This is a genomic window from Dietzia sp. oral taxon 368 (assembly GCF_002999155.1).
GTDB classification, from domain to species: Bacteria; Actinomycetota; Actinomycetes; order Mycobacteriales; family Mycobacteriaceae; genus Dietzia; species Dietzia cinnamea.
Genome location: NZ_CP027238.1, coordinates 843,742 through 859,674 on the forward strand (window position 1 = coordinate 843,742; position 15,933 = coordinate 859,674).

Annotated in this window: 17 protein-coding genes; 10 read left to right on the forward strand and 7 right to left on the reverse strand. The window is 70.9% G+C overall.

What is annotated here, in order from left to right:
- Positions 1–29: 29 nt before the first annotated feature.
- Complete coding sequence (locus C3V38_RS04035) at positions 30–1,649, forward strand: HNH endonuclease signature motif containing protein (protein ID WP_106385143.1); 1,620 nt, start codon at positions 30–32, stop codon at positions 1,647–1,649.
- A 13-nt stretch (positions 1,650–1,662) separates the two neighbouring features.
- On the opposite strand, the gene C3V38_RS04040 is transcribed toward C3V38_RS04035, so the two are convergent.
- Positions 1,663–2,985 (reverse strand): NYN domain-containing protein, encoded by a 1,323-nt coding sequence (locus C3V38_RS04040; RefSeq protein ID WP_061229253.1) that lies wholly within the window; start codon positions 2,983–2,985, stop codon positions 1,663–1,665.
- A gap of 101 nt (positions 2,986–3,086) precedes the next feature.
- On the opposite strand from C3V38_RS04040, the gene C3V38_RS04045 reads away from it, so the two are divergent.
- Positions 3,087–3,947, forward strand: coding sequence for a mycofactocin-coupled SDR family oxidoreductase (locus tag C3V38_RS04045; protein ID WP_061229249.1), 861 nt, complete (start codon positions 3,087–3,089; stop codon positions 3,945–3,947).
- 92 nt (positions 3,948–4,039) lie between these two features.
- Here the strand turns inward: C3V38_RS04045 and C3V38_RS18175 are convergent, their stop codons facing one another.
- On the reverse strand, positions 4,040–4,174 hold the full coding sequence (locus C3V38_RS18175) for a hypothetical protein (RefSeq protein ID WP_256386853.1): 135 nt from the start codon (positions 4,172–4,174) through the stop codon (positions 4,040–4,042).
- A 301-nt stretch (positions 4,175–4,475) separates the two neighbouring features.
- Between C3V38_RS18175 and C3V38_RS04050 the strand changes: the two genes are divergently transcribed.
- The gene (locus C3V38_RS04050) at positions 4,476–5,717 is read left to right on the forward strand and encodes an acyl-CoA desaturase (RefSeq protein WP_070720193.1); all 1,242 of its coding nucleotides are present in this window, start codon (positions 4,476–4,478) and stop codon (positions 5,715–5,717) included.
- Positions 5,718–5,909: 192 nt separating this feature from the next.
- Positions 5,910–6,509: a TetR/AcrR family transcriptional regulator gene (locus tag C3V38_RS04055; protein WP_061229247.1), complete on the forward strand. Its 600-nt coding sequence runs from the start codon at positions 5,910–5,912 to the stop codon at positions 6,507–6,509.
- 53 nt (positions 6,510–6,562) lie between these two features.
- On the opposite strand, the gene C3V38_RS04060 is transcribed toward C3V38_RS04055, so the two are convergent.
- The 4 genes from C3V38_RS04060 to C3V38_RS04075 all read right to left on the reverse strand — a co-directional run bounded on the left by C3V38_RS04060 (position 6,563) and on the right by C3V38_RS04075 (position 11,819).
- Positions 6,563–9,136 carry an ABC transporter permease gene (locus C3V38_RS04060; RefSeq protein ID WP_061916614.1) on the reverse strand — a complete coding sequence of 858 codons (2,574 nt, stop codon included), beginning with the start codon at positions 9,134–9,136 and terminating at the stop codon, positions 6,563–6,565.
- Positions 9,136–9,903 (reverse strand): ABC transporter ATP-binding protein, encoded by a 768-nt coding sequence (locus C3V38_RS04065; RefSeq protein ID WP_061916611.1) that lies wholly within the window; start codon positions 9,901–9,903, stop codon positions 9,136–9,138. The genes C3V38_RS04060 and C3V38_RS04065 overlap by 1 nt, the downstream gene beginning before the upstream one ends.
- A 27-nt stretch (positions 9,904–9,930) precedes the next feature.
- Entirely contained in the window at positions 9,931–10,929 is a 999-nt protein-coding gene (locus C3V38_RS04070) for a pseudouridine synthase (protein WP_106385144.1), read from the reverse strand.
- Between the two features lie 248 nt (positions 10,930–11,177).
- Positions 11,178–11,819 carry a dihydrofolate reductase family protein gene (locus tag C3V38_RS04075; protein ID WP_106385145.1) on the reverse strand — a complete coding sequence of 214 codons (642 nt, stop codon included), beginning with the start codon at positions 11,817–11,819 and terminating at the stop codon, positions 11,178–11,180.
- Positions 11,820–11,975: 156 nt separating this feature from the next.
- Between C3V38_RS04075 and C3V38_RS04080 the strand changes: the two genes are divergently transcribed.
- The 5 genes from C3V38_RS04080 to C3V38_RS04100 all read left to right on the forward strand — a co-directional run bounded on the left by C3V38_RS04080 (position 11,976) and on the right by C3V38_RS04100 (position 14,595).
- Positions 11,976–12,872 (forward strand): universal stress protein, encoded by an 897-nt coding sequence (locus C3V38_RS04080; protein WP_106385146.1) that lies wholly within the window; start codon positions 11,976–11,978, stop codon positions 12,870–12,872.
- Entirely contained in the window at positions 12,869–13,159 is a 291-nt protein-coding gene (locus C3V38_RS04085) for a GNAT family N-acetyltransferase (RefSeq protein WP_106385147.1), read from the forward strand. The genes C3V38_RS04080 and C3V38_RS04085 overlap by 4 nt, the downstream gene beginning before the upstream one ends.
- A 138-nt stretch (positions 13,160–13,297) precedes the next feature.
- Positions 13,298–13,579 carry a GlsB/YeaQ/YmgE family stress response membrane protein gene (locus C3V38_RS04090; RefSeq protein ID WP_106385148.1) on the forward strand — a complete coding sequence of 94 codons (282 nt, stop codon included), beginning with the start codon at positions 13,298–13,300 and terminating at the stop codon, positions 13,577–13,579.
- Between the two features lie 105 nt (positions 13,580–13,684).
- Positions 13,685–13,942, forward strand: a complete 258-nt coding sequence (locus C3V38_RS04095) for an antitoxin (RefSeq protein ID WP_106385149.1) — start codon at positions 13,685–13,687, stop codon at positions 13,940–13,942.
- A 56-nt stretch (positions 13,943–13,998) separates the two neighbouring features.
- On the forward strand, positions 13,999–14,595 hold the full coding sequence (locus C3V38_RS04100; protein WP_106385150.1) for a TetR/AcrR family transcriptional regulator: 597 nt from the start codon (positions 13,999–14,001) through the stop codon (positions 14,593–14,595).
- Between the two features lie 61 nt (positions 14,596–14,656).
- On the opposite strand, the gene C3V38_RS04105 is transcribed toward C3V38_RS04100, so the two are convergent.
- Positions 14,657–15,220: a DUF2020 domain-containing protein gene (locus C3V38_RS04105; protein ID WP_106385151.1), complete on the reverse strand. Its 564-nt coding sequence runs from the start codon at positions 15,218–15,220 to the stop codon at positions 14,657–14,659.
- A gap of 74 nt (positions 15,221–15,294) precedes the next feature.
- Here C3V38_RS04105 and C3V38_RS04110 point away from each other — a divergent pair, with 74 nt between their 5' ends.
- Entirely contained in the window at positions 15,295–15,918 is a 624-nt protein-coding gene (locus C3V38_RS04110) for a TetR family transcriptional regulator (protein ID WP_106385152.1), read from the forward strand.
- Positions 15,919–15,933 lie beyond the last annotated feature (15 nt).

Below are 15,933 nucleotides of genomic sequence, written 5' to 3' on the forward strand. Positions count from 1 at the left end.
CACACCCACGCACGAAGGGGCGGTCACCGATGAAGCGAGCACCACAGCCGCACCCAGACGGCTCCGTCAACTGTCCCGCCATCGCCGCGGCCGGCGCCGCCGCCGTGCAGGCCCTGTACGCCGAGAACATCGCCGCCGCCGCCCGCCTGCGCGCCTGCTACCACCTTTACACCGTGTGCGAGGACGAGCAGGAACGGCGCGACCTGGCCGCCGGCTACGACCCCGAGATCGACCTGCGGCCCGAGCACGCCGTCATCGACCCCTTCCACATCGCCTGCGCCGAGATCGTCGCCGCCTACGGCGTGCACAACAACCGCGCCCGCACCCTGCTCACCCGGGCCCGCACCCTGATCACCCGCTTCCCCACCCTGGTCGAGGCCATGGAAACCGGCCGCCTCGACGAGGACACCGCCGACCTGCTCGCCCGCCACATGCGCACCGTGGACTCCGCCCACCGCGGCCCCATCCAGCGCGAGATCATCGACTGGCTTATGGCCGCCATCGCCGCCGGCACCCGCCCCGGCCGCGACGCCATCCTGGGCACCCTCGATCGCATCATCACCGACCACGACCCCGCCGGCGTCCGCGCCCGCCGCGCCGCCGCCACCCGCGAACGCCACATCCGCCTACGCCGCGGCACCGACGGCATGGCCGACCTCACCGCCCACCTCACCGCCACCGAGGCCTCCACCCTCTACGAGGTCCTGCACCGCGCCGCCACCGAGCAAGCCACCCGCGACAAAAAGGCCCGCCTCCAGGCCGCCCGCGCCGGCGGCGACACCGTCGACGCCGAGTACGTCCGCAGCATCGACGAACTGCGCGCCGACGCCCTCGTCGCCGCCTTCCTCGACCCCACCGACCCAGACGACCAGACCGGCGGCCAGCCCGGCGACCACACCCGCGGAGACGCCGCGCAGACCGGCGCACGGGCCGGGGCCCGACCCCTGGCCACCCAGGTCCGCCCCACCATCACCGTCCTCGCACCCCTGGGCCCCGACGGCGAACCCGAGGTCTACCTCCCCCGCGGCGGCCCCGCCACCATCGAAGCCCTCATCGAACTACTGGCCCGCAGCGTCGGCGCCACCATCACCGTGCCCCACACCCAACCCGGCACCGCCGATTCCCCCACCGCAGCCCGCCGCTACCGCATCAGCGCCGAACTGGCCCACCGCATCCGCCTACGCGACGGCACCTGCCGCCACCCCGGATGCTCCGTACCCGCCCAGGACTGCGACATCGACCACTGCCGCCCCTTCAACCACACCGACCCCGACAGCGGCGGCCTGACCATCGAAGCCAACCTCGCCAGCATGTGCCGCCAACACCACCGCTTCAAAACCTTCCACGGCTGGCACTACCACCTCGACCCCGACGCCACCCTGACCGTCACCACCGACACCGGCCACACCCTGACCACCCACCCCACCGGCCCCCTGGCCCGCTGGCGCCAACGCGACCCCGACCCAGACCCGAACCCGGACCACACCGACCACGCCCCACCCCGCCGGCCCTGGCTCGACCCCCGCCCACAAGCCACCCACTGGCTCCGCCGCGCCCGACGCCTCGCCGCCGAACGCGCCGCCAACACCACCACACCCCCACCCACAACCAACAACCCCACCACCGACACCGACCTACCGCCCTTCTAGACGACGCAGGCCGTCAGCGGTGCTTGAGAAGCACGGCGCGGATCCCCTCGTGGAATCCGTCGCGCAAACGGACGCGCTGCGCCTCGGTCAGGGTGAACTCGTTGAGCATCTGGCAGGCGAACTGCAGCAACGGACGGTCGATCGCCGGGGGGAGCACCCCACCGGACAGCAGGTGGGCTTCGTCGCGCTGCTGCTCGGTCGCGGCCTGCTCGTACCACCAGGTGGCGTACTGCTGACCCACGTCGAAGGGGGTCTGCTCACCGGAGGAGGTCCACACCTCCTCGGGCAGTGGCACGAACTTTGACCGCAGCGGGCGACGGTGCGGGGCCATCATTGACGGGTTCGGCCGCGAGGACCCGTTCGCCGGCCCGCCCGCGGCCGAGGACTTCTGGACCGACCCGGCGTGCTCGGCGGGCGAAGGCGAAGCCTGCGGCGTCGGGCCCGGCTTGGGTGCCAGGTCAGCCGGCGTGACCACCGCCGGCTCCTCGGGCCGCGGGGCAGGCGTCGCGGCGTCCTCCCCGGGCGACGCGGCCTCCTGCTCGTCACCTTCGCTCTCGATCCGGGTGGCGCATTCCTGCTCGTCGACGGCCAGTTCCTCGGCGTCGGCGGCGCGTTCCTCGTCAGCTATCGTCAGCCGGGTCTCGTCGGCGACGGAGGTGGCGGCGGCGCGGTCGGCCCGCAGGTCCACCTCCATCAGGTCCACCGACTCGTGGGTGTCGGGGTCATGCCCGTCTTCGCCCGGATGGGCGGGCGTCGCCGTCGGTGTGCGGACCTTGGGCGGTATCGGCCCCTCGAGGACGCGGATCTGCATGGCGTCGTGGAAGTCGGTGCGGGGGTCGAGGACCGTCGTCGTGTCGCAGGCGTGACGCAGTGCCGATGAGATGGAGTCCCAGCCGAAGCCCACCAGGTGCATCCGCACGCCGGCGTCCACGGCCACCCGGACCCCGGGGATCATGTCGGCGTCACCGGTGACCAGCACCATGTCCGAGCACTGCCCCTTGTACGCGGCCTGGATCATGTCCGCGACGAGGAGGGTGTCCACGGCCTTCTGGGTACGGCGTTCACCCCACTCGATCAGCTGACCGGCGCGCAATTGGACACCCTCGATAACGCGCAGCGTGCGTTGGTACCGGTGCGGGCCGGAGTCCGGGATGCCGTCGTACCAGTTCTGCCGCTGCACGGGCTGGTCCACGAGGCTATGGGCGACCTGGTCTAACCGGTGCACGACCGTGGCGAGTGATATCTCCAGCTGGCCTCGCGCACCCTCCTCCCAGGAGTTGTAAAAACTTGCCAGTAGATACGACGTATCCACTAGGACGAGTGTCCGTTCGAGCATGATGACCACTACCTGTTCTGTCTGTTTACGTTGACTTCAAGCATGCCGCAGGTCGGCTGGCCCCGCAGGGACCGCCGCCGTTCATCGTCAGGAGCTTCACCTTGTCGCACCCCTCCACTACTTCAACCGATCTGACCGGAAGGGTCGTGCTGGTGACCGGCGCAGCCCGCGGCCAGGGACGAGCTCATTGCGAGGCCTTCGCCGCCGCGGGCTGCGACGTCATCGCGTTGGACCTGTGTCGGGATATCGAGACGGTGCCCTATCCCATGGCCGAGCCGGCGGATCTCGAGGCCACCGCGGAGGCGGTCCGCGCGCTGGGGCGGCGGTGCGTGACGGGGATCGTCGACGTACGTGACCTGCCGGGGATGCAGGAGGCGGTCGACGCCGGGGTTGCCGAGTTCGGCGGACTGGACTTCGTCGTGGCCAACGCCGGTGTCTCGCCACAGCCCATCGCCACCTGGGAGCGGTCCGAGGAGGAGTGGGACAGCACGATGGACATCAACCTCAAGGGCACCTGGATCACCACCAAAGTGGCGATTCCCCACATCCTGGCCACGGGCCGGGGCGGTTCAGTGGTACTCATCAGCTCGATGGTGGGCCTTCGCGGCGGCTCGTTCACCGGTAGCTACGCGACGTCCAAGTGGGGGGTCCGCGGCCTCGCCAAGGCCCTCGCCGGGGAACTCGGCTTCTCCAACGTCCGGTGCAACTCGATCCACCCGGGCAACGTCCGCACGCCGATGATCGAGAACCCGGCGATGATCGAGATGATGTCAGGTGGGAAGGGCACGACACTCGAGGACACCGCGGAGACCTACAGCAACATGACCCAGATGCCCCAACCGTGGGTCGAGCCGTCGGCGATCGCGTCCATGGCCCTCTACCTGTGCAGCGACGCGGGCGCCGGCATCACGGGCGCCTCGATCCCGGTCGACCTGGGCGGCAGCGAGAAGTTCGGACTCTGAGCCCGATCGGTCTCAGATCACGCGAAGGCCCGCCCCTCGACCGGAGGGGCGGGCCTTCGTGTGCGGCCGGGCAGAGCACCCGGCCCGGCGAATCAGGCCGCTTCGGGCGCCGGAGCCGTCGGACGCGGCACGCTGACGGTCGAGCCGGTGGCGCTCCACACCAGGGACCAGAAGATGTCGACGACCGGCTGGATGGCCCGCAGGAAGATGTCGTTGGCGTTGCTCATGGTGTGTCTCCTCGGTTGTCGTGCTGGTGCGTACTGGGTCGTATCGCGGTAGGCGCTGTCGTATCCGTGACCCCTACGCGACGACCTCTATGTCGTCGCGAACCCAACCGACGTTACAAAACCGTGACATCAACTGGGATATCGTCGTCTTCCCTCGCAGGCCAGGGCGTTACCGATGCCCACTAAGCGATCGGAGACGCCGCAGATAACGGGTCACCGAGACCAGTACAACCGACCTCACTTTTGTGACCGACGCAACCAGACGTACCTACGCGACCGTAAGTTACGGTACCGTAGCTTCATGGCAATCACCGACATCCCGGAGTTCGCGCATCTCACCGAGGACGACGTCGAGGCGCTCGGCGCCGAGCTCGAGCAGATCCGTCAGGACATCATCGGTTCCCTGGGCGTGCGTGACGCGGCCTATATCCACAACACGATCCGCTTCCAGCGCGGCCTCGAGGTCGCAGCGCGCGCGTTGCTCCTCGTGGGCTCACGAAACCGCACCGCCTGGGCGGTCGGCGCGGGAGCGCTCGGCGTCGCCAAGATCGTCGAGAACATGGAGCTCGGGCACAACATCATGCACGGCCAGTGGGACTGGATGAACGACCCGGAGATCCACTCCACCACCTGGGAGTGGGACATCGTGGGTACGTCCGAACACTGGAAGCAGACCCACAACTACCTGCACCACAAGTTCACCAACATCGTCGGCATGGACGACGACGTGGGATTCGGTCTGCTGCGCGTGACCCGCGACCAGCGGTGGAGCCCGTTCTTCTACGGCAACGTCGCCTACAACGCGGTGCTGGCCCTGCTGTTCCAGTGGGGCGTGGGCATCCAGCACCTCGAGCTGGGCAAGGTCGCCATGGGACGTGACGACCGCGGGGAGACCAAGCGCAAGCTCAAGCTCTTCGCCAAGAAGGCGTCCGGCCAGCTGCTGAAGGACTACGTCTTGTACCCGGCGCTGTCGGGTAAGGGGTGGAAGTCCACCGCGACCGCGAACCTGCTCGCAAACGGCATCCGCAACGTGTGGACCAACGCGGTGATCTTCTGCGGGCACTTCCCCGACGGGGCGGAGAAGTTCACCAAGAAGAACGTGCAGGAGGAGACGCAGGCCGAGTGGTACCTGCGTCAGATGCTCGGCTCGGCGAACATCACCGGCGGTCCGATCATGGACTTCATGTCCGGCAACCTCTCGTACCAGATCGAGCACCACATCTACCCGGACATGCCGTCCAACCGACTGTCCGAGGCGTCGCTGCGCGTGCGCGCGGTGTGCGACAAGTACGACCTGCCGTATGTGGCCGGCCCGCTGCCGGTCCAGTACGCCAAGACCTGGCGCACCATCGCCAAGCTGTCGCTGCCCAACCACATGCTGCGCGCCACCGCGGACGATGCGCCGGAGACCCATTCCGAGCGGATGTTCGAGAACCTGCCCGCGCCACTACCCGCCACGGAGGGCAGGCGAGCGGGCCTGAAGACCGCGCTGAAGCACCACCGTGCGCGCCGACGGGCGCGCAAGGTCGTCGCCGTGGCCTGACGAGGCCCGCGACCCCGTCACGACCGGCGACGCCCCGGCACCGCGATCCGGTGCCGGGGCGTCCGTGATTTCGACGCCCTGCGGCGCGGGTCGGCTATAGGCTGGCGCTCGAGTCAGCGGGACGGAACGCATACCGACGCCACAGCGGTCGAGCCGGTCACCCGACACAAGACGACGAGGACGGGAGCCCCCATGGAGGACCGGCGGATGCTCATCGCCGATTCCGCGATCGAGGTCGTGGCGAGGGACGGTGTCCGTGCCCTCACCCACCGCGCCGTGGACTCGGAGGCGGGACTGCCCTCCGGCTCCACCTCGTACTACTGCCGCACCCGCGCCCAACTGCTCACCCTCACCGTCGACCGGCTCACCTCGCTGCTTCGCGGGTTCGTCGAGGTCTCCGGCATCCAGGAACTCGCGTCATCGAACGCCGACGAGGTGCTCTCGACACTCGCGCGCATGATGGAAGGGCTGCTGGAGGACTACCGCGGTGAACTCGCGGCCCGGTCGGCGCTCATCGTCGAGCTGGCCGGCAAGGCGGACACCACCGACCTCGTGGCGTCCCTCCTCGACCCCAGCGACCTGGTCGGCGCGCTCGACGCCGCCGGGCTCCGCGATCCCGCCACCGCCGCCCTCGACCTGCTCACGGTGTACGAGGGCCTGCTGTGGGAACGCACGGTAGGACGCCTGGCGGGCGCCGAGGTCGACGCCAAGCACGACGCCGAGCTGCTGGGCGCGGTGCTCGCCCGCCACGAGCACCGCGGCCCCCGCAACCTGTTCGGCCTGCGTCGTTAGCAGGCCCCCCCGCGGCCGGCAGCCCCACCCGCCGGCGGGCCCGGCAGCACCCGTCAGTCGGCGATCGCCTCCAGCGGCCCCGTCTTGGCCGCACGGTGGGCGGGCCACAGCGACGCGAGCACGCCGACCACCGCCGAGGACGCCAGCACCACGACGATGCTGCCCCAGGGGATGGTCGTCTCGGTCAGGCCGCTGTCGGCCAGCACGGTGACGAACGCCCAGCCCAGGTACACGCCCACCGCCGCGCCGATCAGCGCGCCGAACACAGCGATCTGCGTCGACTCGAGGTTGATGGTGCGGCGGATCTGCGACCGCTGCATGCCCACGGCGCGCAGCATCCCGATCTCGGTGCGGCGTTCGATCACCGACAGCGCGAGGGTGTTGACGATGCCCAGGACGGCGATCACCAGTGCCAGTCCCAGCAGGGCGTAGATGATCGAGAGCAGCTGGTCGATACCGCCGGTCTGGACGTCGATGTACTGCTGCTTGCTCTGCACCATGGCGATGGGGATGTCGGTGAGCTCGTCGGTGACGGCGGCGAGCACCTCGTCGGTGCTGACGCCCTCGGCCGCGGAGGCGAGCATGATGGACGTGGTGCGCAGGTTCTCCGGCACCAGGCGCTCGTAGACGTCCATACCGGTGTAGAACGGCCCGAGGATCTGGGAGTCCTCGTACACGCCGGTCACCCGCAGTGTCGACTCGGTGCCGTCGGGCCCGACGAGGGGGACGCTCGCGCCGACGGTCCAGCCGCGATCACGGGCGACGGTGCGGGACACGACGAGCGAGTCGGGCCCGGGCACGAGCGAGCCGTCGACCATGGTCGCGTCGATCATCTCCTCGAGCGGCCCGCCCGCGGCGGCCAGCGCCTGTGGCTCGCCGGCCAGCTGCGCGAAGGAGAACGCCAGCCACGCCACGTCGCCGACCTCGTCGACAGAGGTGACCCTGTCCTGGATGCCCCCGGGGAGCGGGGTCGGCGGCCCCTGGGAGGCTACGCCCTGGATCACGAGTTCGGCGTTGATGTCCTGGTTGATGACGCCGGAGACGCTCTCCTTGGTGGTCGCGCCGAGGGTGCCGAACGCGGCGACGAGGGTGAGCCCCAGGGTCAGGGCGAAGGCGGTCGCGGCCGTGCGGCGGGTGTTGCGGCCTGCGTTGGTGGCGGCGAGCTTGCCGACAGCACCGAAGGGCGCGCCGATGACGCGGCCGATGCCACCGGCGATGGGCTTGGCCAGCGTGGGCATGACGAGGAAGCTGCCGACGATCAGGGCGGCGGCGCCGACGCCGACGGTGATCGCCCCGTCGCGGGTCGTGTCGTGCCACGTACCGATCAGCGCCAACGCCACTCCGCTGACCACGGCGAGGACGCCGATGTAGGTGCGCCACGCGCCGCCGGCCTCGGTGGAGACCGAGCCGACGCGCATGCCCTGCACGGGGGCGACGCGTCCGGCGCGCCGGGCGGGGGCCCAGGCGGAGAACACGGTGACGACGAAGCCCAGCGCCAGTGGGGTGATGACCGACATCGGCGTGAGGGAGAGGGCGCCGGACGGGATGCCCAGATCGAGGGCCTCGAGCACCAGGAAGATGAGCTGCGCGAGCCCGAAGCCCGCCAGCACGCCGATCGCGGAGCCGACGAGCCCGGTGACGGCGGCCTCGGCCATGACGGACCGGGTGAGCTGACGGCGGGACGCACCGATCGCGCGCAGCAGGGCCAGTTCGCGCAGCCGCTGCGCGACGAGCATGGAGAAGGTGTTGTAGATGATGAACGTGCCCACGAGCAGGGCGATCAGCCCGAACGCGACGAAGAAGTAGTTGACGAAGTCGAGGATGGTCGACAGCTGCTCGGAGAGCCGCTCGCGAACCTCGTCGCCGGTGCTGACGGTGTAGTCGGGGAACTCGGCGGCGATGGTGTCGCGGACCTGCTCCTGGCTCACGCCCGGCTCGGCGCGGACGGAGACGCCGGAGGCGTTCTCGCCGTCTGTGAACAGGGCGCGGGCACGGTCCTCGGAGAACCCGACACCCACGTAGCCGCCGACGTCGGTGTCGTTGGCGTAGGAGCCGACGACGGTCACCTCGAGCATGCCCTGACCGGTGGTGTAGACCTCGGCCGTGTCGCCGATGGCCAGCCCGGCGCTCTCGAGGACGGTGGTGGGCAGGACGACCTCGTCGTCGGCTGCGGGGGCACGGCCGTCGACGATCCAGCTGTTGTCGCCGACCGAATGGGCGGGGTCGACCCAGGCCAGGCCCTCCGAGGGCGCGCCGCCGGACTGATACGGCGTGCCGTCGGCGTTGAACAGCACCACGGTGCCGGAGACGCCGGGCGTGGCCGCCTCGACGCCGGGCAGTTCCAGGACCCGTTCGGCCACCTCGAACGGGACGCCGGCGCCGCGCGGGTCCTCGGGCTCGATCATGGCGGACAGGTCGGCGGTGCCCTGTTCGAGCAGGCCGTCGAAGGTGCTCTTGAGGGTCGAGGTGAACACCAGCGAGCCGGTGACGAACGCGGTGCCCAGCACCACGGCCAGCACCGACAGGACCAGTCGGAGTTTGTGCGCGGCGATGTTGCGCAGGGAGACGCGCAGCATGGGCCGCGAGTGGCGGGGCGCGTGTCGCGCCTCGTGCTTTCCGCCGGCCATCACCGCTCCTCGAGGGCGCCCATGGCCGACAGGATCTCGTCGGCGGTGGGGCGCTCGAGCTCGCGGACCACCCGGCCGTCGGCGAGCAGCAGGACGCGGTCGGCGTAGGTGGCGGCGCGGGGGTCGTGGGTGACGATCACGACGGTCTGGCCGAAGTCGTCGGCGGCGCTGCGCAGGATCGACAGCACCTCGGCGGAGGAGGTCGAGTCGAGGTTCCCGGTCGGCTCGTCGCCGAACAGGATGTCGGGGCGGCCGACGAGGGCGCGGGCGCACGCGACGCGCTGCTGCTGCCCGCCGGAGAGCTCGGACGGGCGGTGCGAGAGCCGGTCGGCGATCCCCAGCCGCCCGATCACCTCGTCGAACCAGGCGCGGTCGATGGTGTGGCCGGCGATGTCCTGCGGCAGGGTGATGTTCTCCTCGGCCGTGAGCGTGGGCACGAGGTTGAAGGACTGGAAGACGAAGCCGATCCGGTCGCGGCGCAGCGCGGTGAGGTCCTTGTCCCCGAGCCCGACGATCTCGGTGTCGCCGATGCGCACGGAGCCGGAAGTCGGCCGGTCGAGGCCGGCCATGCAGTGCATGAGGGTGGACTTCCCGGAGCCCGAGGGACCCATGATGGCGGTGAACCGGCCACGTTCGAAGGTCGCGCTGACGTGGTCGAGGGCGCGGACCTCGGTCTCCCCCTCCCCGTACGTCATGACGAGGTCGGTGGCGACGGCGGCGGCGTCCGCCGCGCCCTCCCGGTGGTGGGTCTCGGCCTGGGTGGTCATGTGCTCCCTCGGATCATGGTGGTCGACCTACAGCTTGCAGGAGTTCGGAGCCGGGGCCGATCGGGGATTGCCCGGGTTTCCACCCTGATCCTGCCCGCCGGGCCAGGCGTCGAGGGTGCGTCTGCTGGCGAAGTGGCGCGGCTGCCCGGTGACGGGGTCGGTGAAGGCGATCTCAGAGGCGAGGAGCTGCAGGGGGCGGGTGAAGTCGCCGGGGGTCACGTCGAGGACGTGCGGGTAGAGGTCGTCGCCGAGGATCGGGGTGCCGAGCGCGTTCATGTGGACGCGCAGCTGGTGCGTGCGCCCGGTGGTCGGTTCGAGGCGGTAGAGGCCCAGTCGGTCGGGCCCGGCGCCGCGGGTGTCGAGCAGGGTGATGCGCGTGTGGGCGTCGGGTTCGCCGGCCACCTCGGCGGCCTGGAGGATTCCGCGGGTCTTGAGGATGCGGCTGGATCGTTCGCGCACGGTCGCGACGCCGTCCGGGGCGGGGGCCACGGCCAGGTAGGTCTTGGTGACGCGGCGGGCGGCGAAGAGGTCCTGGTAGGCGCCGCGGTGGGCGGGGTCGGTGGTGAACACGAGGACGCCGGCGGTGAGCCTGTCGAGGCGGTGGGCGGGCGCGAGGTCGTCGAGCCCGAGGTCGCGCCTGAGGCGCACCAACGCGGTCTCGGTGACGTGTCCGGCGCGGGGGGTGGTGGCGAGGAAGTGGGGCTTGTCGACGACGACGAGGTGGTCGTCCCGGTGGAGGACCTCGATCTGATGCGGCACGGGGATCTCCGGGTCCGGCGTCCGGTACATCCACACGTCCATCCCCCGGTGCCGCCGGGTGGCCGGGGTGACGGCCGCCCCGTCGGCGGTGACGACCTGCCCGGCCTCGAGGGCCGCGTCGAGCTCGGCGAGCCGGTCGGGGAAGCGGCGGCGCAGTTCCTCGACGATGCTGCGGGGTCCCTGTCCGGGGTCGGCGAGGCGGATCCGCACCGGGTCGACGCCGTCTCGCAGCGGGAGCGGACGACCGCGTCGCCTGGAACCGGACATGTCCCTCAGCCTAGTCGGTGGGCTACACTCACTCGCGCAACAACTGTCTCGTGCATCACATGCACCACTAGAACCTCGGGAGCGCTCATGATCGACGCCGTCGTCGACTTCTTCCTCTTCGGCCCCGGTCGCGCCGTCCTCCCGGCGTTTCAGGGCAGCTTCAACCTGGCCTACCCCGCGAACGCACCGTTCCCCGACGAGTTCTGACCGGGCCCGCCTCCCCCGGGGTCGGCCGGGCCCGGCGGCGGTCAGCGCCGGAAGGTGACGTGGATCGTCCCGCTGGCCGCCGTCTCCGTGGTGACGGTGCGTCCCCGCTCGAGCCCGCGCAGGTCGTCCCAGAGTCGGACCCCGCGGCCGAGCACGATGGGCGCGATCCCCACGTGCAGCTGGTCGACGAGGTCGGCCTTGAGGAAGTCCCGCACGACGCTCGCGCCGCCGCCGATCCGGATGTCCTGCCCACCGGCGGCCTGTCGTGCCCGCTCGAGCACGTCCTCGGGGGCGGCGTCGACAAAGATGAAGCGGGTGCCGTTCGCCATGTCGATCGGCGGCCTCGGAGAGTGCGTCAGCACGAAGACCGGCACACGGAAGGGCGGTTCGTCGCCCCACCACCCGCGCCAGTCGGGGTCGTCCGGATTGGCGTGCAGGCCGAACATGCCCGCTCCCATGATCTCGGCGCCGATCCCCTCGAAGTAGGCCGCCGCGTACTCGTCGTCCACCTCTGTCGTGCCCTCACCGCTCGGGTCGTGCAGCACGCGCTCGCGGAAGGTGCGGGTGGCGGCGTACGCGGCGGTCAACCGGCCCCAGTCCTCTCCCATCGGGTCGTCCGCGGTCTGGTCGGTGGTGGTCGCGAATCCGTCGAGGGAGATGTTGAGGTCGACGCGGACGGCCATGAGCGCTCCAGAGATCGCGGTAGCGGGATGCGATCACCCTAAGAGGTGAGGACCGCGTCGAGACCGGAATCGGTGGACGGGCCGGCCGATCCGAGGAGGGCCGGTGTGACCGACAGATCTGTTATCAACTGTCGAGAACGGCGGTAGTCTCAGGACATGAGCTCCCTCGAGAACACCGTCGTCGTCGGCGTCGACGGCTCCGCCGCCTCCACCGGCGCGGTCGCCTACGCCGCCAACACCGCCGCCGCCCGGCGCGTCCCGCTCAGGCTCGTGACCACGTACACGATGCCGGCGGCGATGTTCGCCGAGGGGATGATCCCGCCCCAGCCCGTCTACGACGAGCTGGAGCGCGAGTGTCACCCGATCATCGAGAAGGCGCGGGCCACCGCGGAGAAGGTCGCGCCCGGCGTCGAGGTGTCGCACGCGATCGTCGAGGGCAACCCGGCGCAGGTGCTCATCGACTACTCACGCAAGTCCAAGATGATCGTCCTGGGCTCCCGCGGACTGGGCGGCATCAAGGGCATGGTCCTCGGATCCGTCTCGGCGGCCGTCGCCAGCCACGCGTTCTGCCCGGTCGTCGTCACCCGTGAGGACACGGACGACCTCGACCGCACCGGCCCGGTAGTCGTGGGCATCGACGGCTCCGAGGTCAGCGCCAAGGCCACCGAGTGGGCGTTCGCGGAGGCCTCCGCGCGCAACACCCCGCTCGTCGCGGTGCACACCTGGATGGACCCGCAGGTCCAGGCCGCGGCCGCCGGCATCTCGCTCACCGAGGACGACTGGAAGCAGCTCGAGGACCAGCAGCTGCAGACGCTGTCCGAGCGGTTGGCGGGATTCTCGGACCGCTACCCCGATGTCGAGGTGCAGCGGTACGTGACCCGCGATCGCGCGGTACGGGCTCTGGTCGAGCAGTCGGAGAACGCCCAGCTCGTCGTCGTCGGATCCCACGGGCGCGGTGGCTTCGCGGGCATGGTCCTCGGCTCCACCTCGCGGGCGCTGCTGCAGGCGGCGCCCTGCCCGGTCATGGTCGTGCGTCCGGAGTCGCACTCATGAGCGGCTCGGAGGATGTTCAGGTTCGGCGCGACGACGCCGCGGGGCGGTTCGAGATCCTCGTGGACGGTGTCGTGGCGGGCCAGGCCGAGTACAGCGACGGCCCGGACGGCGTCCGCGAGTTCCCGCACACGGTCGTCGCGTCCGAGTTCGGCGGCCGTGGCCTGGCCGGACGCCTGGTCGCCGAGGCCCTGCGGGTGACCCGCGAGGAGGGCCTGCGCGTGCGCCCATCCTGCTCGTTCGTCGCCCGGTACATCGAGAGAAACCCCGACTCGGCGGAGGTCGCCTGAAGGACACGGGCCAGTAACGAGTGAGCGACGTTTGATCACCGAGCGCCTCCGACCGGAAGCGTTCGTGTCGTTGTCGTGTTCTCCTGAGTGAGCGGCCCGTCCCGGGCCGAGAACATCTCTCGGGAAAGGACAATCGCCATGGGCACCATCATCGCCTGGATCATCATCGGCGGACTCGCCGGCTGGGTCGCCTCCAAGATCATGAAGCGTGACGCCGAGATGGGCATCGTCGCCAACGTCCTCGCCGGCGTCATCGGCGCCTTCGTCGTCGGTTGGCTCGTGTCGTTCTTCACCAGCAGTGAGGGCGGCGCCATGCCGGAGGCCTTCTCGATTCCCGGCGTCCTCGCCGCGATCGTCGGTGCATGCCTCCTGATCTGGATCGTCTCCGCGATCCGTGGTCGCGGGCGCTCCAGGGTCTGACACCCCTCGCACGATCGCTATCAGGACGGCCCGGCTCCCACGTGGGGCCGGGCCGTCCGCACACAATCACCACCCTCTTCGCACCAGCACTGGAAGGAGCACGAGATGGGACTGTTCGACAAGGCCAGGGACTTCGCGCGGAAGAATCCCGACAAGGTGGAGGCTGCCCTCGACAAGGCCGGAGACGCGTTCGACCAGCGCACCGGCGGCAAGCACGCCGCGCGTACCGACAGCGTCCAGCAGAAGGCCGGCGAGTTCCTCACCGGGCGGACGGCCGACGCTCCCGGCGTGCCCGACGCGCCGGACGGCACGCCGACCCCCGACCCGGACACGTCGCAGCACAGCCGCGGGCCGGGAGACTGACCGACGCCCGCCCGGCCGAGGTGGTATCGGCTATCTCTGCCGATAGTCTGTTACCCGTGACGAGAACACGGTCGACCAAGCCCGGACCGCGGGAGCGGCTCTTGGCGACGGCGACCCGTCTGTTCTCGACCGACGGGATCCGGGCGGTGGGGATCGACCGGATCCTGCGCGAGGCCGGGGTCGCCAAGGCCAGTCTCTACAACACCTACGGGTCCAAGGACGAGTTGGTGGTGGCGTACCTGCGGTCGGTCGCCGAACGGGACCGCGAACTGTGGCGCCGCCGCGCCGACCTTGCCCCGGACGCCCGGGGACGCGTCCTCGCACTGTTCGACATCGTGCGCGAGCAGGTGGAGCCGGCGATGCCCGGGTCCTGTCACCTCGCGGCCGCGATCGAGTTCCCGAGCCCCGCGACCGACGGCGAGCGCGCGATCCGCGCGGCCGTGGCCGATCAGCGGGCGTGGGTGGCCCAGACCCTGCGCGACGAACTCGCCGCGATGGGACTGGAGGACCCGGACAACATCGCCGACCTCGCCGACCGGCTGGCGCTGCTGCACGACGGCTCGGTCACCGCCGCGATGCTCGGCGAGGTCCGGACCACCGCCATGACCGCGCGGAGCATGGCCGAGCTCATCCTGGGGATGGTCACCGCCTGAGGCCGGCGGGCCCCGGTCCCGCGCCCCGCCCCGCGGCCCGAGCCCCGCGTCCCGCCGAGCCTCAGTTCTCGAGCCGCGGCCCGATGAGCTCGACGACGCTCCGCACCGCGCCGGGCTCCTCGCCGGTCGACTGCACGGCGAGGACGCGGTCGTCGCCGGACAGGACGGCCAGCGCCCCGGCCGGCCCGACGGTGACGCCGCCGCTCCATCCGGCCCCGGCCTCCACCGGCTCGGACTCGCCCGGCGGCGCCGACTCGGCGACGAGTTCCGCCGCGCGTTCGGGCGACGCCACCTCGTAGACGGTGGTCGTCAGGTGCACGGCGCCGTCGGCGTCGTAGAAGAAGCAGGCCGCCGGGTCCACGCCGTCGTCGATCCGGACGTCCGCGGCGGGCACACCGGCCGCCGCCGAAACCTCGTCGGCGGACAGGTACGGGCAGTCGGCCTCCGAGACCGGTTCGACCGGAGGCAGTTCCGGCTCGACCGTCTCGGGCGGGGCGGTCCGGATGGTGCCCATCTCCGCGGCCGGCTCCGAGGAACCGCTGCACCCGGCGAGAACACCGAGCAGGAGCACGGAGGCCGCGCCCAGGGCGACTGTGTCGAGGACCATACCCGCGGGTTTGCGCATAGGGCCAGGATAGAGGCCGGGCCGCTCAGTAGAGTCGGCGGCAGCAGACCGGTCGAAGGAACGGGAGGGTGGCCATGGGTGGCTCCGCGGGCACAGCCTCCGGCACCGACCGCACCGAGGACCGGCGGCGCGAGCTCCGGTCGGTGATCTCCGCCGCGGCGGTCGACCTGGTGATCGAGCGCGGGCTCGACGCGGTGACGGTCGACGAGATCGCCAGCGCCGCCAACGTGTCGAGGCGGACGTTCTTCAACTACTTCCCCTCCAAGGCCGCCGCGTGCATCCCGGACACTCCCCCGGCCGGGCGGGAGCACGTGCAGGAGTTCCTCTACGACCGCAGCGTGTCCACCATGACCGCGCTGGCCCGCCTCATGTGGCACCAGGTGTCCAACGCGCGGCGAAGCAGCGCAGCGTTCGACCGGTTCCACGACATGTGGCGACGCGAGCCGGGGGTCCGGACGCAGGTCCACGAGATCCTGGCGCTCACGGAGAAGGAGCTCGCACAGCTGGTGGCGCGCCGCGAGGGTCGGGCGCCGGACTCGGTCGAGGCGGCGACCGTGGCCGCGGCGTCGATCGCGATCCTGCGGGTCGCGGTGGAGCGGTGGCGGACGGACGAGTCCGGGTCGTTGCTCGAGCACCGCATCCGCGAGGCGTTCGAGGCGGTCGCCGACTCCATGGCGCCCGTGGACGCCCCGGGCTGAGGCGGGCGCCGCGCG

Bases quoted from the DNA above. Each gene is read 5' to 3' on its own strand.
- C3V38_RS04035 (WP_106385143.1), top strand. From the start codon at position 30: ATGAAGCGAGCACCACAGCCGCACCCAGACGGCTCCGTCAACTGTCCC.
- C3V38_RS04040 (WP_061229253.1), bottom strand. From the start codon at position 2,985: ATGCTCGAACGGACACTCGTCCTAGTGGATACGTCGTATCTACTGGCA.
- C3V38_RS18175 (WP_256386853.1), bottom strand. From the start codon at position 4,174: ATGAGCAACGCCAACGACATCTTCCTGCGGGCCATCCAGCCGGTCGTC.
- C3V38_RS04050 (WP_070720193.1), top strand. From the start codon at position 4,476: ATGGCAATCACCGACATCCCGGAGTTCGCGCATCTCACCGAGGACGAC.
- C3V38_RS04055 (WP_061229247.1), top strand. From the start codon at position 5,910: ATGGAGGACCGGCGGATGCTCATCGCCGATTCCGCGATCGAGGTCGTG.
- C3V38_RS04060 (WP_061916614.1), bottom strand. From the start codon at position 9,136: ATGGCCGGCGGAAAGCACGAGGCGCGACACGCGCCCCGCCACTCGCGG.
- C3V38_RS04065 (WP_061916611.1), bottom strand. From the start codon at position 9,903: ATGACCACCCAGGCCGAGACCCACCACCGGGAGGGCGCGGCGGACGCC.
- C3V38_RS04070 (WP_106385144.1), bottom strand. From the start codon at position 10,929: ATGTCCGGTTCCAGGCGACGCGGTCGTCCGCTCCCGCTGCGAGACGGC.
- C3V38_RS04075 (WP_106385145.1), bottom strand. From the start codon at position 11,819: ATGGCCGTCCGCGTCGACCTCAACATCTCCCTCGACGGATTCGCGACC.
- C3V38_RS04080 (WP_106385146.1), top strand. From the start codon at position 11,976: ATGAGCTCCCTCGAGAACACCGTCGTCGTCGGCGTCGACGGCTCCGCC.
- C3V38_RS04085 (WP_106385147.1), top strand. From the start codon at position 12,869: ATGAGCGGCTCGGAGGATGTTCAGGTTCGGCGCGACGACGCCGCGGGG.
- C3V38_RS04090 (WP_106385148.1), top strand. From the start codon at position 13,298: ATGGGCACCATCATCGCCTGGATCATCATCGGCGGACTCGCCGGCTGG.
- C3V38_RS04095 (WP_106385149.1), top strand. From the start codon at position 13,685: ATGGGACTGTTCGACAAGGCCAGGGACTTCGCGCGGAAGAATCCCGAC.
- C3V38_RS04105 (WP_106385151.1), bottom strand. From the start codon at position 15,220: ATGCGCAAACCCGCGGGTATGGTCCTCGACACAGTCGCCCTGGGCGCG.
- C3V38_RS04110 (WP_106385152.1), top strand. From the start codon at position 15,295: ATGGGTGGCTCCGCGGGCACAGCCTCCGGCACCGACCGCACCGAGGAC.